13 protein-coding genes and 2 tRNA genes are annotated in these 14,079 nt (G+C 65.4%); 3 read left to right on the forward strand and 12 right to left on the reverse strand.

All coding sequences use genetic code 11. The features are described 5' to 3' along the window. Positions 1 to 82: 82 nt before the first annotated feature. The 10 genes from pheS to BKK81_RS13140 all read right to left on the reverse strand — a co-directional run bounded on the left by pheS (position 83) and on the right by BKK81_RS13140 (position 8,875). The gene (gene pheS / locus BKK81_RS13095; RefSeq protein ID WP_197523979.1) at positions 83 to 1,120 is read right to left on the reverse strand and encodes a phenylalanine--tRNA ligase subunit alpha; all 1,038 of its coding nucleotides are present in this window, start codon (positions 1,118 to 1,120) and stop codon (positions 83 to 85) included. A gap of 289 nt (positions 1,121 to 1,409) precedes the next feature. Beyond that, on the reverse strand, positions 1,410 to 1,766 hold the full coding sequence (gene rplT, locus BKK81_RS13100) for a 50S ribosomal protein L20 (protein WP_008650487.1): 357 nt from the start codon (positions 1,764 to 1,766) through the stop codon (positions 1,410 to 1,412). Positions 1,767 to 1,793: 27 nt separating this feature from the next. Further along, positions 1,794 to 1,991: a 50S ribosomal protein L35 gene (gene rpmI, locus BKK81_RS13105; RefSeq protein WP_006575466.1), complete on the reverse strand. Its 198-nt coding sequence runs from the start codon at positions 1,989 to 1,991 to the stop codon at positions 1,794 to 1,796. Between the two features lie 155 nt (positions 1,992 to 2,146). Further along, entirely contained in the window at positions 2,147 to 2,668 is a 522-nt protein-coding gene (infC, locus tag BKK81_RS13110; protein ID WP_083384108.1) for a translation initiation factor IF-3, read from the reverse strand. Between the two features lie 48 nt (positions 2,669 to 2,716). Continuing rightward, entirely contained in the window at positions 2,717 to 4,624 is a 1,908-nt protein-coding gene (gene thrS / locus BKK81_RS13115; protein ID WP_071013613.1) for a threonine--tRNA ligase, read from the reverse strand. Positions 4,625 to 5,001: 377 nt separating this feature from the next. Beyond that, a tRNA-Val gene (locus BKK81_RS13120) sits at positions 5,002 to 5,078 on the reverse strand. Positions 5,079 to 5,169: 91 nt separating this feature from the next. Further along, positions 5,170 to 5,246: transfer RNA gene (locus BKK81_RS13125), tRNA-Val, on the reverse strand. A gap of 21 nt (positions 5,247 to 5,267) precedes the next feature. Beyond that, positions 5,268 to 7,490: a RelA/SpoT family protein gene (locus tag BKK81_RS13130; protein WP_071013616.1), complete on the reverse strand. Its 2,223-nt coding sequence runs from the start codon at positions 7,488 to 7,490 to the stop codon at positions 5,268 to 5,270. Between the two features lie 21 nt (positions 7,491 to 7,511). Next, positions 7,512 to 7,874 carry a RidA family protein gene (locus tag BKK81_RS13135; protein WP_071013619.1) on the reverse strand — a complete coding sequence of 121 codons (363 nt, stop codon included), beginning with the start codon at positions 7,872 to 7,874 and terminating at the stop codon, positions 7,512 to 7,514. A 122-nt stretch (positions 7,875 to 7,996) separates the two neighbouring features. After that, positions 7,997 to 8,875, reverse strand: a complete 879-nt coding sequence (locus BKK81_RS13140; RefSeq protein WP_071013620.1) for an alpha/beta fold hydrolase — start codon at positions 8,873 to 8,875, stop codon at positions 7,997 to 7,999. 161 nt (positions 8,876 to 9,036) lie between these two features. On the opposite strand from BKK81_RS13140, the gene BKK81_RS13145 reads away from it, so the two are divergent. Then, positions 9,037 to 9,813: a 3-hydroxybutyrate dehydrogenase gene (locus BKK81_RS13145; RefSeq protein ID WP_071013624.1), complete on the forward strand. Its 777-nt coding sequence runs from the start codon at positions 9,037 to 9,039 to the stop codon at positions 9,811 to 9,813. Positions 9,814 to 9,827: 14 nt separating this feature from the next. Continuing rightward, the gene (locus tag BKK81_RS13150; protein ID WP_071013626.1) at positions 9,828 to 10,301 is read left to right on the forward strand and encodes a DUF411 domain-containing protein; all 474 of its coding nucleotides are present in this window, start codon (positions 9,828 to 9,830) and stop codon (positions 10,299 to 10,301) included. Positions 10,302 to 10,403: 102 nt separating this feature from the next. On the opposite strand, the gene aceB is transcribed toward BKK81_RS13150, so the two are convergent. Together aceB and BKK81_RS13160 are read right to left on the reverse strand one after the other, a co-directional pair. Further along, a complete protein-coding gene (gene aceB, locus BKK81_RS13155; protein ID WP_071013628.1) occupies positions 10,404 to 11,990 on the reverse strand; it encodes a malate synthase A in 1,587 nt (528 codons plus the stop codon). A gap of 44 nt (positions 11,991 to 12,034) precedes the next feature. Then, entirely contained in the window at positions 12,035 to 12,736 is a 702-nt protein-coding gene (locus BKK81_RS13160) for a haloacid dehalogenase type II (protein ID WP_071013631.1), read from the reverse strand. 270 nt (positions 12,737 to 13,006) lie between these two features. Between BKK81_RS13160 and BKK81_RS13165 the strand changes: the two genes are divergently transcribed. Next, positions 13,007 to 13,960 (forward strand): LysR family transcriptional regulator, encoded by a 954-nt coding sequence (locus BKK81_RS13165; RefSeq protein WP_071013634.1) that lies wholly within the window; start codon positions 13,007 to 13,009, stop codon positions 13,958 to 13,960. Positions 13,961 to 14,079: the final 119 nt, after the last annotated feature.

The following is a 14,079-nucleotide window of genomic DNA, read 5'->3' on the forward strand; positions in this document are numbered from 1 at the left end:
TATCGGTGACGAAAGACGGCGGCGGGCCTGGGCAGGTGAAGGCGTCCCAGGCGCCTCGGGCGCTTCAGGCGCTTCAGGCGCTTCAGGCGAATTGGCGCAGGAAGCGCGCATCGCCCTCGAAGAACAGCCGCAGGTCGTTGATGCCATAGCGCAGCATGGTCAGCCGCTCCAGCCCGGAGCCGAAGGCGAAGCCGATGTAGCGCTCGGGGTCGAGGCCCATATTGCGCAGCACGTTCGGGTGCACCTGGCCCGAGCCGGAGATCTCCAGCCATTTGCCGGCCAGCTTGCCTTCTTCGAATGCCATGTCGATCTCGGCCGACGGTTCGGTGAAGGGGAAGTAGGACGGGCGGAAGCGGACCTGGATATCGTCGCGTTCGAAGAACTTGCGCAGGAAATCCGTGTAGACGCCCTTCAGGTCGGCAAAGCTGATGTCCTCGCCGATCCACAGGCCTTCCACCTGGTTGAACATCGGCGAGTGCGTGGCATCGCTGTCGACGCGGTAGGTACGCCCCGGGCAGATCACCTTGATCGGCGGCATGGCGCGGCCCTTGTACTTCTCCACATGCATACGCGCATAGCGCACCTGCATCGGGCTGGTGTGAGTGCGCAACAGCAGCAGCTTGTCCTCGCTGTCGCGCCCGTCCACGTAGAAGGTGTCCTGCATCGAGCGCGCCGGATGGTTGTCCGGGTTGTTCAGCGCAGTGAAGTTCATCCAGTCGGTCTCGATCTCGGGGCCGTCGGCCACGTCGAAGCCGATCGAACCGAAGATCTGCTCCACGCGCTCCCAGGTGCGCATCACCGGATGCAGGCTGCCACGCGCCACCGTGCGGCCGGGCAGCGTCACGTCGATCGCCTCGGCAGCCAGGCGCGCGTTCATCAGTGCATCGGCCAGCGCCTGGCGGCGGCCGTTGAGCGCGGCCTCGACCTGTTGCTTGGCCTGGTTGATGCGCGCGCCCTCGCTCTTGCGTGCCTCGGGATCGAGCTTGCCCAGGCTCTTCAGCAGTTCGGTCAGCGCACCGGTCTTGCCGAGGAAGCGGGCCTTTTCGTTTTCCAGCGTGGCGTTGTCATTGGCGGCGGCGAAAGCGGCCTGGGCGCCGGCGACGATTTGATCCAGATCCAGGGACATGGCAGCGGTCGTGGAAGGTTTAGGCGCCACGGCGCGGCGCGCCTTGGCGGGGGTTGGCACTTCGTGCGGTGTTCGTTTCGGATGCCGTCTCGGCCACGGCAACGCCGGAGCGCAGCCCGCTTGGTGGCGGCATTCGAAATGAAAACGGGGCCCACGCGGAGCCCCGTTTCAGCGGTCTTGCCGGGCAATCATCGCAGCGTACTGCGCTGGGTGGCCCGGCGGCCGCGGTCGACCTTGCGGTCGGTGCTTGCCCGGGAACGCTTACGCATTCCCGGCGCCGGCATCAGGCAACGGTGGCTTTCACCTGGTTGACGATGGCGGCAAAGGCAGGCTTGTCATGGATAGCCATGTCCGACAGCACCTTGCGGTCCAGTTCAATCGAAGCCTTCTTCAGGCCGTTCATGAACACGCTGTAGGTCATGCCATGCTCGCGCGTGGCAGCATTGATACGCGCAATCCACAGCGCGCGGAACACGCGCTTCTTGTTGCGGCGATCGCGGTATGCGTACTGGCCGGCACGCATGACCGCCTGCTTGGCGATGCGATAGACATTATTGCGACGGCCGCGGTAACCCTTGGCAGCGTCGATGACTTTCTTGTGACGGGCCCGTGCAGTGACCCCACGTTTGACTCGAGGCATGTAACTCTCCTTTCGATCTCGTCAGGGTTATGCGTACGGCATCATCGCGCGCACCGACTTCAGGTTCGTCTCATGGACGTCCTGGGTGCCGCGCAGTTGACGCTTGTTCTTGGTGGTCTTCTTGGTCAGGATGTGACGCTTGAAGGCCTGGCCACGCTTGAACGAACCGTTCGGACGCGCAGTAAAGCGCTTGGAAGCGCTTTTCTTGGTCTTCATCTTCGGCATGAAAAACTCCAGCTCTCTGACATGCATGCAGGTGGCCGGCTGGCGCCGACGCTTGCAAGACCCGCATCCACTTGTTTTGCACGCGGACCGCCAGGCCCGCGCACGCTTCGCGCTCCGTGCCGCGGTGACTGGCACCGCGGCTCGCCGCGCAAAACTCACTTCTTCTTCTTGGGGGCCAGCACCATCACCATCTGGCGGCCTTCCATCTTTGGCATCTGCTCGACCTGGCCGAACTCCTCCAGGTCTACCTTCAAGCGCTCGAGCATGCGTGCACCGATTTCCTGGTGCGCCATCTCACGGCCGCGGAAACGCAGCGTGATCTTGGTCTTGTCGCCATCCTCAAGAAAGCGCCGCAAGTTGCGCAGCTTGACGTTGTAGTCGCCGTCATCCGTACCCGGCCGGAATTTGACTTCCTTGACCTGGATGATCTTCTGCTTCAGCTTGGCCTCGTGTGCGCGCTTGGCTTCTTCGTACTTGAACTTGCCGTAGTCCATGATACGGGCTACGGGCGGGCTCGCGTTGGGCGCGATCTCCACCAGATCCAAGTCCTTGTCCTCAGCCATGCGCAGCGCTTCAATGAACTTGAAGATGCCCAGCTGCTCGTTATCAACCCCTACCAGCCGCAGCTCAGGCGCGCTGATCTCCCGGTTGATGCGGTGACCTTTGTCTGTAGCGATGTTGCGTTACCTCAAGAAGACAAAAAAACGAGCCGTGCTCCCTACCCTTCAGGCTTTGCTGGAAACGTCCTGTTGCAGACGCTCCACGAACGCGGAGACGGGCATCACACCCAGATCCACGTTGCCACGGGCACGCACGGCCACTTGATTGGCATCCCGCTCCTTGTCGCCCACTACCAGCAGGTAGGGGATCTTCTGAAGGGAATGCTCGCGGATTTTATACGTAATTTTCTCATTACGCAAATCCGCCTTGGCCCTAAACCCTTGTTTTTGCAGCAGTTGCGCAATGCCCTGCGCATACTCGGCCTGGGAGTCGGCAATATTCATCACCACCACCTGCTCCGGCGCCAGCCAGGCGGGCAGCGCGCCGGCGTGGTTTTCCAGCAGGATGCCCAGGAAGCGCTCGAAGGAGCCCAGGATGGCCCGGTGCAACATGACCGGGCGCTTGCGCGAATTGTCCTCAGCGACGAACTCGGCATCCAGGCGCTCCGGCAGCACCAGGTCGAGCTGCAGCGTGCCGCACTGCCAGGAGCGGCCGATGGCGTCCTTGATGTGGTATTCGACCTTCGGGCCATAGAAGGCACCCTCGCCCGGAAGCTCCTCCCACTCCACACCGCAGGCACGCAGCGCCAGGCGCAGGCCCTCTTCGGCGTGATCCCAGATTTCGTCCGATCCGGCCCGCTGTTCCGGCCGCAGAGACAGCTTGACCGCCACGTCCTTGAAGCCGAAATCGTCATAGACGGAGAACGCCAGCTCGTTGAATGCCTTGGCTTCCGCGACGATCTGCTCTTCCGTGCAGAAGATATGGGCATCGTCCTGCACGAAGCCGCGCACGCGCATCAGGCCATGCAGCGCGCCGGACGGCTCGTTGCGATGGCAGGCACCGAACTCGGCCAGACGCAGCGGCAGGTCGCGATAGGAACGCAGGCCGTGGTTGAAGATCTGTACATGGCCGGGACAGTTCATCGGCTTGATCGCGTAGTCACGCTTCTCCGACTCCGTGACGAACATGTTCTCCTTGTAGTTCTGCCAGTGGCCCGATTTCTCCCACAAGGAACGATCCATGACCTGGGGCGTACGCACCTCCTGATAGCCGACCTCGCCCAGGCGCCCGCGCATATACTGCTCGACCGCCTGCCAGATCTGCCAGCCCTTCGGGTGCCAGAAGACCATGCCCGGCGCCTCTTCCTGCAGATGGAACAGATCGAGCGTCTTGCCCAGCTTGCGGTGGTCGCGCTTCTCGGCCTCTTCCAGCATGTGCAGATAGGCCTCCTGGTCTTCCTTCCTGGCCCAGGCCGTGCCGTAGATGCGCTGGAGCATCTCGTTGTTGGCGTCGCCGCGCCAATAGGCACCGGCCACCTTCATCAGCTTGAAGACCTTGAGCTTGCCCGTCGACGGCACGTGCGGACCGCGGCACAGGTCGACGAACTTGCCTTCGCGATACAGGCCGATTTCCTGGTCGGCAGGGATCGAGGCGATGATCTCCGCCTTGTACTTCTCGCCCATCGACTCGAACAGCGCGACCGCTTCGTCGCGGTTCCAGACCTCGCGCACCACCTTCTCGTCCTTGCGCGACAGTTCCACCATCTTCTTCTCGATGGCAGCCAGGTCCTCGGGCGTGAACGGGCGCTTATAGGCGAAGTCGTAGTAGAAGCCGTTCTCGATCACCGGCCCGATCGTCACCTGCGCCTCAGGATAGAGTTCCTTGACGGCGTAGGCCAGCAAGTGGGCAGTGGAGTGGCGGATCACATCGACGCCGTCGGCATCCTTCTCGGTGACGATGGCAAGCGACGCGTCACGGTCGATCGTGAAGCTGGTGTCGACCATGCGACCATCCACCTTGCCGGCCAGGGCAGCCTTGGCCAGGCCCGAGCCGATGCTCTGCGCCACTTCGGCCACCGTCACCGGGCCGGGAAACTCGCGGCGGGAACCGTCCGGCAGCGTGATTGCGATCATCTTGCACCTCATCAGGAATCCGACTGCCCGGCGCCGGCCGGCAGGCGGATAAAGCATCTCGTGGCGCCCACCCATGCCCGGGATACGGCACGGCGCGGACTGCGGGAACTCCACCCGGTCCCTCCAGGCAACCAGGCGGAAAGCGGGCAGCTTAACAGGTAGCCGACAAGCGACAGACGAAAAAAAACGCAGCCAAGGCTGCGTTCTTTTTCGATTCAAACCCGGCAGGACCGGGACGAAGGCGCACCTCGACTACTGTCGCTGATCAGCGGTAGTAGTTCGCGGTGTCATAACCATGGCGCCTTTCCGTTCCTTATTGGGTTGAACCGGCTTTGCAACCGGCATTACCGCCAGGCTGCCTGTACTACATGATTCGTTGGTAGGCTCGATTGGACTCGAACCAACGACCCCCACCATGTCAAGGTGGTGCTCTAACCAGCTGAGCTACGAGCCTATTGCACTGCTTATACTGCTCACTACCGGCGGCGCCACCACTGCGCGCCGCCTTCCTGCCCTACCTTTTTACTACCTTCTACTGCATTCGTTGGTAGGCTCGATTGGACTCGAACCAACGACCCCCACCATGTCAAGGTGGTGCTCTAACCAGCTGAGCTACGAGCCTAGCGAAGCTGAAAGTATAACATCACTTTCTTTTCGCTTGCAACACCCCAACCACATCTTCTATCAAAGCGAGCGCGCGCTGGAGCTGGGTCGCCTCGGCGACCTCCGCCGTGAACTGCATCCGCGCGACGCCCTTGCTCGACAGCGTCTTCACGCCCGTGACATTGATCTTCTCGCGCGACAGCACCTCGGAGATGTCGCGCAGCAGGCCTTGGCGGTCGACCGCCTCCACGTGGATGTCGACGGGGTAGACGGCGTCGCTCTTCTTGCCCCACTCCGTCTGGATCACGCGCTCGGGCGCGCGGGCCGATAACTGGAGGAAGGTCGGGCAGGTTCGGCGGTGAATGGAAACGCCGCGCCCGCGTGTGACGAAACCGACGATATCGTCGGGCGGCGCCGGCTTGCAGCAGCGCGACATCTGCGTCATCAGCGAATCGACCCCCACCACCAGCACGCCGCTCTTGGCGCCGCGCGCCACACTGGTGGCGCGGCTCTTCTTGGTAACGGCGTCCTCTTCGCTGATGTGCGGTTGCACCTCGCCGGCCGGATGGCGCAGCGCCTGCTCCACGTGGCGCAGGCTGAACTCCTCTTTGGCCACCGCCGCGAACAGCTCGTCCGGAGCCTTGAAACCGAGCCGCGCGGCCAGGTCGTCGAGGTTGACGGCGGTCTTGCCCTCGCGCTGCAGCGTCTTGTCGACCTGCGCGCGCCCCTGGGCGATGGTTTCCTGCGAGTCCAGCGCATTGAACCAGGCCCGCACCTTGGCGCGTGCGCGGCCGCTGGCGAGATAGCCCAGCTCGGGGTTGAGCCAGTCGCGCGACGGTCCGCCCTGCTTGACTGCCACCACCTCCACGGTCTGGCCGTTCTTCAGCGGCGTGTTCAGCGGCACCATGGCGCCGTCCACGCGCGCGCCACGGCAGCGATGGCCAAGGTCGGTGTGCAGGTAATAAGCGAAATCGACCGGCGTGGCGCCCTGCGGCAGCGCCACCACGCGTGCCTGCGGCGTCAGCACGTAGATGTGATCGTCGATCGCGGCATGCTTGAGCTGCTCCCAGGGGGAGTCCTCGTGCGCCACGGTGTGATCGGCATCATCCTTCCAGGCCAGCAGCTGACGCACCCAGGCGATCTTCTCGTCATAGCGCTCGTCCGCCGAGAACTGGCCGCTGTAGCCCCTGTTGCCGGCCTCCTTGTAGCGCCAGTGCGCCGCGACGCCGTACTCGGCGAAATGATGCATCTCCTGGGTGCGGATCTGCACCTCGAAGGCGCGCCCGTCGTCGCCGATCACCACCGTGTGCAGCGACTTGTAGCCATTGGGCTTGGGCCGCGAAATGTAGTCGTCGAACTCGCGCGGGATCGGCTGCCAGATGTGGTGCACGATGCCGAGCACCGCGTAGCAGTCCTTGATGTCGTCGACGATGACGCGGAAGGCACGCACATCGTAGAGGTCGGCGAAGTCCAGCTCCTTGCCGCGCATCTTCTTCCAGATGCTGAAAATGTGCTTGGGCCGGCCGCTGACATCGGCGCGGATCCCCGCCGCCGCCAGCTCCGCCTGCAGGCGCGCGATCGCGCTGGCGATGTAGCCCTCGCGCTCGATGCGCTTCTCGTCGAGCAGGCGCGCGATACGCTTGTAGGTGTCCGGCTGCTCGAAACGGAAAGCCAGGTCTTCCAGCTCCCACTTCATCTGCCAGATGCCGAGCCGGTTGGCCAGCGGCGCGTAGATATCCAGCGTTTCGCGCGCCACGCCGGGCAGCGGCGCGCGCTTGGCCTGCGCCAGCCAGCGCAGTGTCTGCAGCCGTGACGCAAGGCGCACCAGCACCACGCGGATGTCCTGCGCAAACGCCAGCAGCATCTTGCGCAGCGCCTCCACCTGCTCGTGGCGCGCCTCGCCTTCGTTCTTGCCCGGCTCCTGCGCCTCGGCCTGCGTCACCGCGATCGCACCGATACGCAGCAACTGACGCACGCCCTTGACCAGGCGCGCCACTTCCTCGCCGAAATCGGCCTCGATGTCTGCCTCGCAACCCGGCACGTAGGCCGCCACCGGGAACAGGCAGGCGGCGGCGCGCGCCGCATCGTCCACGCGCAGGCCGTCGAGGATGCGCAGCATGCCTTCGGCATGCGACAGCACGCTTTCGCCGGTCGGCAGCTCCGCGCCGGCGCCCCGCGCACGCACGAAGGCGAGCGCGCGCACCACCAGGCCGGCGTCCGGCGTGCCGGCCACCTGGCCTGGAAGTTCCGTCGGTGTCACCATATCAACTGCACCTGCCTGCGCTCACTTGAGGGCGGCGGTCACCACCACTTCGATCAGGTAGTCGGGATTGGCCAGGCGCGCCTCCACGGTGGCTCGCGGGGGCGTGTTGCCCTGCGCCACCCAGGCGTCCCACACTTCGTTCATGGCGCCGATCTGGTCGACGTCCTTGAGGAAGATCTGGCACGAGAGGATGCGCGTCTTGTCGCTGCCCGCCTCCGCCAGCAGGCGGTCGATATGGCCCAGCACTTCCTGCGTCTGGCCGCGGATATCCGCCTCCGGTTCGACTTCCGGCACCTGGCCCGCGAGGTAGACCACGCCGTTGTAGACGGCATATTCGGAAAGGCGCTTGCCCACATGGGCACGTTTCAGTTCATTGTCGCTCATGCTTTATCACGCTTACGTTCTGCGGCGGCCGCCCGCGGACGGCCCGCCGCGACCTTGGATTCCATTGTCGTTGTCAGTTACTGCTTCCCGGCGCCAGCCCAGGTACCGTGGCAAGCGTCGCCTCAGGCCAGGAAGAATGCCCGCGCGAGGGCGATCTGCGCCGGGTCGATAAACGTCGGCGCATGCCCCACATCCGGCACCTCCACCGCGCTCACCTGGCGGCCACGCGCCTCCATCTCCGCCACGGTGTCGCGCAATAGCAGGTCCGACTGGGCGCCGCGCACCACCAGCAGCGGGGCCTGGATGGCTTCGAAAGCCCGCCACAGCGCCGCCTCGCCGGCCTGCACCATTTCGGGAGTGGTCTCACGGAAGGGAACGGCCAGCGACGGATCGTAATGCAAACCCCATTCCAGGCCCTGGGCACCCTGCAGCGGCTTCAGGATCGCGCCGTTCAGTTCGCGCCACTGCTCCGGCGTGTGGCGGCCGAAGGAGGCGCTGATGGTCTGCAGGTAGGCCAGCCCCTCCTCGAAGGTCTTGAAACGTACCGGCAGGCCGAGGTAGGCGCCGATGCGCTCGATCGCCGATGGCGCCACGCGCGGGCCGACATCATTGAGCAGCAGCTTGCGTACCGGCGACTTCGGCAAGCCGGCCAGCGCCATGCCGATCAGCCCGCCCATCGAAGTGCCGAACCAGTCGACCTGCTCAACGTTCAGGCGCGCGATCAGCGTCACCATGTCGGCCACGTACTGCGGCAGCACATAGCCATGCGGGTCGGCCAGCCAGTCGGAACGGCCTCGTCCCGCCACGTCGGGACAGACCACGCGGTAGTCACCGCACAGGGCACGGGCCAGCGCATCGAAATCGCGTCCGGTGCGGGTCAGTCCATGCACGCAGACCAGCACGCGCGGATTGGCGGCGTCCCCCCATTCGTGGTACGCCATGCGATGCAGGCCCGACGGGCTCAAGCACTGGACGAAGCCGAGGCGCGGGCTGGCGGACATCTGGACTCCCTGGCAAAGCGGCCCACAGCAGGATGCGGCACCGACGTTGAGCAAAACTGGATTGTACGCTCCGGCGGTTACAATGCCACAGCACTCGCAGCAGCAACCGACTTCTGCACGCCGGCATGCCGGCCGGCGCGCGACTTTCGATGGAGACTCCCATGCTTCAAGGCAAGACGGCGCTGGTCACGGGTTCCACCAGCGGCATCGGACTGGGCATCGCCCAGGCCCTGGCGGCGCAAGGCGCCAACATCATCGTCAACGGTTTCGGCGACGCCGACGGGGCCCGGCAGCAGATCGCGGCGGCCGGCCAAGGCATCCGCCTGGGCTACCACGGCGCCGACATGAGCAAGGCGTCGGAAATCGAGGACATGATGCGCTATGCCGAGGCGGAATTCGGCGGCGCCGACATCCTCGTCAACAATGCGGGCATCCAGCACGTCGCCAGCATCGAGGACTTCCCGCCCGAACGCTGGGACGCCATCATCGCCATCAACCTGACCTCGGCCTTCCATACCACGCGGCTGGCCCTGCCCGGCATGCGGCAGAAGAACTGGGGGCGCGTGATCAACATCGCCTCCACGCACGGCCTGGTCGCCTCGGCACAGAAGTCCGCCTACGTGGCCGCCAAGCACGGCATCGTCGGCCTGACCAAGGTGACCGCGCTGGAAACCGCGCAGACCGGCGTCACCGCCAACGCGATCTGCCCGGGCTGGGTGCTGACGCCGCTGGTGCAGAAGCAGGTGGAAGCGCGTGCCCATCGCGACGGCATCAGCGTCGAACAGGCCAAGCGCGAACTCGTCATCGAGAAGCAGCCCTCGGGCCAGTTCGTCACGCCGGACGAACTGGGTGCGCTGGCGGTGTTCCTCGCCAGCGAAGCAGCGCGCCAGGTGCGCGGCGCGATCTGGAACATGGACGGCGGCTGGGTCGCGCAATGAGGCACGACGGCACTATGCGGCCGCGACGCCGGCGCCTGCTGCAGTCCCTGGCACTGGGCGTCGCCCTGAGTCCGCTGGCCACGCTGGCGCAAGGTCCGGCGCGCACGGCCATCACCGTTTACAAGAGCCCCTTGTGCGGCTGCTGCGAAGACTGGGTCAAGCACCTGCGCGACCACGGCTTCGCCGTCAGCACGCAGAACGTCGAGGACACCGGCCCGTGGCGCCAGCGCCTTGGCATGCCGGAGCGCTTCGCCTCCTGCCACACCGGCCTGGTGGCCGGCTACGCGATCGAAGGCCATGTGCCGGCGGCCGATATCCGGCGCCTGCTGGCCACACAGCCCAAGGCGGCCGGACTGGCGGTGCCGGCCATGCCGCTCGGTTCGCCCGGCATGGACCAGGGACCGCGCAAGGACCCTTACGACGTACTGCTGGTCAAGGCGGACGGTACCGCCACGGTCTTCGCCAGCTACAACAAGGCCAAGGCTTGATCCTGGCACCATGAAAAAACCCCGCGGCTGCGCACCGCGGGGTTTTTCTCATCGGGCCGGCGTCCGCGCGGGCGTGCCCCGCCGGGACGGGGCGGCCGGCACTCAGATTTCTTCGTACAGCGGCAGCGTCAGGAACTCGGCGAAGCCTTCCGAGGTGGACATCTGCTCGAAGATCTCGGCGGCACGGTCGTAGGTCTTGGTGTCGCCACCGACCGATGCCTTGACCTTGGCCAGCTCCTCGGGGATCGCCGCACGCACCATCTCGGCGGTCACCTTGCGGCCGTCTTCCAGCTTGCCCTTGGGCGAGCGGATCCACTGCCACACCTGCGAGCGCGAGATCTCGGCGGTGGCCGCGTCTTCCATAAGGTTGTGGATGGGGACGCAGCCGTTGCCGGCCAGCCAGGCACCCAGGTAGTGGATACCGACGTTGATGTTCATGCGCAGGCCGGCTTCGGTGATCGGCGTTTCGGGCTGGAAGTCCAGCAGGTCGGACGCCTTCACCTCGACGTCCGGGCGCTGCTTCTCGAACTGGTTGGGCTTGTCGCCCAGCACCGCCACGAACTCCTTCATGGCCGGCTCGACCAGTCCCGGGTGGGCCACCCAGCCACCGTCGTAGCCATCGGTCGCGTCGCGCTTCTTGTCGTTGATGATGCCCTGCATGGCGATGGCGTTCTTCTCCGGATCGTTCTTGATCGGGATCAGTGCGCTCATGCCGCCGATCGCGGGCGCGCCGCGCTTGTGGCAGGTCTTCAGCAGCAGCAGCGCATAGGCACGCATGAACGGCGAGGTCATCGTCACCTTGGCGCGGTCGGCCAGGCAGAAGTCCTTGTCGTTCTTGAACTTCTTGATGCAGGAGAAGATGTAGTCCCAGCGGCCGGCGTTCAGGCCCGCGCTGTGCTCGCGCAGTTCGTACAGGATCTCTTCCATCTCGAAGGCGGCGAGGATGGTCTCGATCAGCACGGTCGCCTTGACGGTGCCTTGCGGCAGGCCGATCTCGTTCTGCGCCATCACGAAGATGTCGTTCCACAGGCGCGCTTCCAGGTGGCTTTCCATCTTCGGCAGGTAGAAGAAGGGGCCGGCGCCGCGGGCGATCTGCTCCTTGGCGTTGTGGAACAGGAAGAGCGCGAAGTCGAAGATGCCGCCCGAGACGCGTTGGCCGTCGATGGTGACGTGCTTCTCGTCCAGGTGCCAGCCGCGCGGGCGCACCTGCAGCGTGGCAATCTTGTCGTTCAGCTTGTATTGCTTGCCGTTGGACTCCAGCGTCAGCGTGCGGCGCACGGCGGCCTTCAGGTTGACCTGGCCCTGCAGCTGGTTGTGCCAGTTCGGCGAGTTGGAGTCCTCGAAGTCCGTCATGTAGCTGTCGGCACCCGAGTTGAAGGCGTTGATCACCATCTTGGCCTCGACCGGGCCGGTGATCTCCACGCGGCGGCAGTGCAGTGCGGGCGGCACCGGCACGACCTTCCAGTCGCCTTCGCGGATGGCCTTGGTCTCGGGCAGGAAATCGGGGCGTTCGCCGGCGTCCAGGCGCTTGGCGCGCTCGACGCGCGCGGCCAGCAGTTGCTGGCGGCGCGGCTCGAAGGCGCGGTGCAGCTTGTCCACCAGGGCCAGCGCTTCCGGCGTGAGGATGTCTTCGTAGGCCGGCAGGATCTCGCCGGTAATCTTCATGCCCGCGGGCAGCGTGATAGCCATCAGTGTTCTCCTGTGATCGATGGGATGGTCGGGGTTGCCCGCTCTTACACCGCCACGCCGGCGGCGCGGACGAATGCGAGCAGGTCGTTCATGTCGTGCCCGGAACCGGAGGGCGATACGTCCAGCCGCTCCGGCGGATGGCCGGCACGATTGATCCAGAAAGTGGTGTAGCCGAACCAGGTGGCGCCGCAGGCATCCCACCCGTTCGACGACACGAACAGTATCTCCTGCGCCGCCAGGCCGAAGGCGGCAGGCGCCAGTCCGTAAGCGGCCGGCGCGGTCTTGTACAGGCGCACAGACTCGACCGACAGCACATGGTCGAACAATCCCTGCATGCCGGCGCTCTTGACCGAGATGTCCAGCATCTGCGGATTGCCGTTGGACAGGATGCCCAGCGGCAGGCCGGCTGCGCGCAGCCGCTTGAGCGCGCCCAGGTTCTCCGGGAATGCCGACAGGCAGGCGTACTCCTTCAGCAGTTGCGCTTCGGCGGCCTCGTCCAGGGACAGTTCGAGGCGCTCGGCGGCATAGCGCAGCGCATCCACGGTGAGGTCCCAGAAGGGCTTGTAGCGGGCGCCATCCGGCGCGGCCAGGCTGCGGATGCGCGAATAGTCGATCTGGCGGTCGCGCCAGAGCAGCGCCAGCGCCTCTCCCTTGCCGGGGAACAGCTGCTCGGCACGCGCCGTGACGGAGTAAACGTCGAACAAGGTGCCGTAGGCATCGAAGACGACTGCGCGGATCTTGTTCATGGGCGGTATCAAGCGATATCGAAATGAGTCGGGCGGCTTGGCGGCGCTGCGTTCCGTGCGGCCCCTGACGCTGCGTGGGCCTGTACACGGTGGAATGCAGAAGATTGTATGAAAGCGCTGCACTGCGACAAAGACGAAGCGGGTCACTTGATCTTTTACTTTTGCAACACTAATCTGAGCGGGCGGAACCGATAATCCGCACCCAAAACTTCTCCACCGTTCGGCGCACGCCCCCTGGGGTGCCGCCATCGGCACTCACTGGCAGGTTTCGTGGATCATTTCAAGCAATTGGAGACCTTTGTCTCGGTCGCCTCGCGCGGCAGCCTGTCGGCGGCCGCCGCGGCCGAGGGCGTGGCGCCGGCCATCATCGGGCGCCGCATCGACGCGCTCGAGGAGCGTCTGGGGGTCAAGCTGCTGCTGCGCACCACGCGCAAGATCAGCCTGACCTTCGAGGGTTCGGCCTTCCTCGAGGACTGCCAGCGCATCCTCAACGACCTGCACAATGCCGAGGCCAGCGTCTCCGCCGGCGGCGTCAAGGCCAGCGGACACCTGCGCGTGACCGCCCCGGCCGGCTTCGGCCGCAAGCACGTGGCGCCGCTGGTACCGCTGTTCATCGAGTCCCACCCCGACGTCAGCATCACGCTGGACCTCTCCGACCGGCTGGTCGACCTCATCAATGAAGGCTTCGACTGCGCGATCCGCCTGGGCGACCTGCCCGACTCGAGCCTCGTCTCGATCCGGCTGGCAGAAAACCGCCGCGTGGTGGTGGCGTCGCCCGACTACCTGGCACGGCGCGGCGTGCCGCAGCAGCCGGAGGACCTGGCCCGCCACAATTGCCTGTCCTTCGGCGCCAGCGCCAACGTGCAGCGCGGCTGGGTATTCCAGCACAAGGAGCGTGCCGTCACCATCAAGGTCGGCGGCACCATGGAATGCACCGATGGCGCGGTGCTGCACAGCTGGTGCCTGCAGGGACACGGCCTGGCGTGGCGCTCCTGGTGGGAAGTGGGCGATGAGATCGCCAGTGGCCGGCTGGTGACCGTGCTCGATGAGTTCCAGGCGCCGCCGATCGGCATCCATGCGGTCTTCCCCCAGCGCAAGCACCTGCCGCTGCGGGTCCGCCTGTTCATCGACCACCTCAAGAACACCTACGGCAACCCCTCCTACTGGCGTCGCGCGGAGCTGGCCGGCAAGCCGATGGCCGCGGTCCAGGCGGTGGCCGGCTGAAGGGGCGCCGGCGGGGTGGCGTTCAAGGCATTGATCTAGCGCAATGCCGTACTCGCCACCCTGTCTACAATGAAAAGGAAGGAGTGCCTCCCGGCCTGCGGGCGGGCGCCCCTGCCCGG

This window comes from Cupriavidus sp. USMAHM13 (assembly GCF_001854285.1).
GTDB lineage: Bacteria > Pseudomonadota > Gammaproteobacteria > Burkholderiales > Burkholderiaceae > Cupriavidus > Cupriavidus malaysiensis.

What these genes read in the sequence shown, in the direction of transcription:
- BKK81_RS13140 (WP_071013620.1), bottom strand. Translation starts at nt 8,875, where the DNA reads ATGTCCGCCAGCCCGCGCCTCGGCTTCGTCCAGTGCTTGAGCCCGTCG.
- rpmI (WP_006575466.1), bottom strand. Translation starts at nt 1,991, where the DNA reads ATGCCGAAGATGAAGACCAAGAAAAGCGCTTCCAAGCGCTTTACTGCG.
- BKK81_RS13145 (WP_071013624.1), top strand. Translation starts at nt 9,037, where the DNA reads ATGCTTCAAGGCAAGACGGCGCTGGTCACGGGTTCCACCAGCGGCATC.
- rplT (WP_008650487.1), bottom strand. Translation starts at nt 1,766, where the DNA reads ATGCCTCGAGTCAAACGTGGGGTCACTGCACGGGCCCGTCACAAGAAA.
- BKK81_RS13150 (WP_071013626.1), top strand. Translation starts at nt 9,828, where the DNA reads ATGCGGCCGCGACGCCGGCGCCTGCTGCAGTCCCTGGCACTGGGCGTC.
- BKK81_RS13160 (WP_071013631.1), bottom strand. Translation starts at nt 12,736, where the DNA reads ATGAACAAGATCCGCGCAGTCGTCTTCGATGCCTACGGCACCTTGTTC.
- BKK81_RS13130 (WP_071013616.1), bottom strand. Translation starts at nt 7,490, where the DNA reads ATGGTGACACCGACGGAACTTCCAGGCCAGGTGGCCGGCACGCCGGAC.
- BKK81_RS13135 (WP_071013619.1), bottom strand. Translation starts at nt 7,874, where the DNA reads ATGAGCGACAATGAACTGAAACGTGCCCATGTGGGCAAGCGCCTTTCC.
- thrS (WP_071013613.1), bottom strand. Translation starts at nt 4,624, where the DNA reads ATGATCGCAATCACGCTGCCGGACGGTTCCCGCCGCGAGTTTCCCGGC.
- aceB (WP_071013628.1), bottom strand. Translation starts at nt 11,990, where the DNA reads ATGGCTATCACGCTGCCCGCGGGCATGAAGATTACCGGCGAGATCCTG.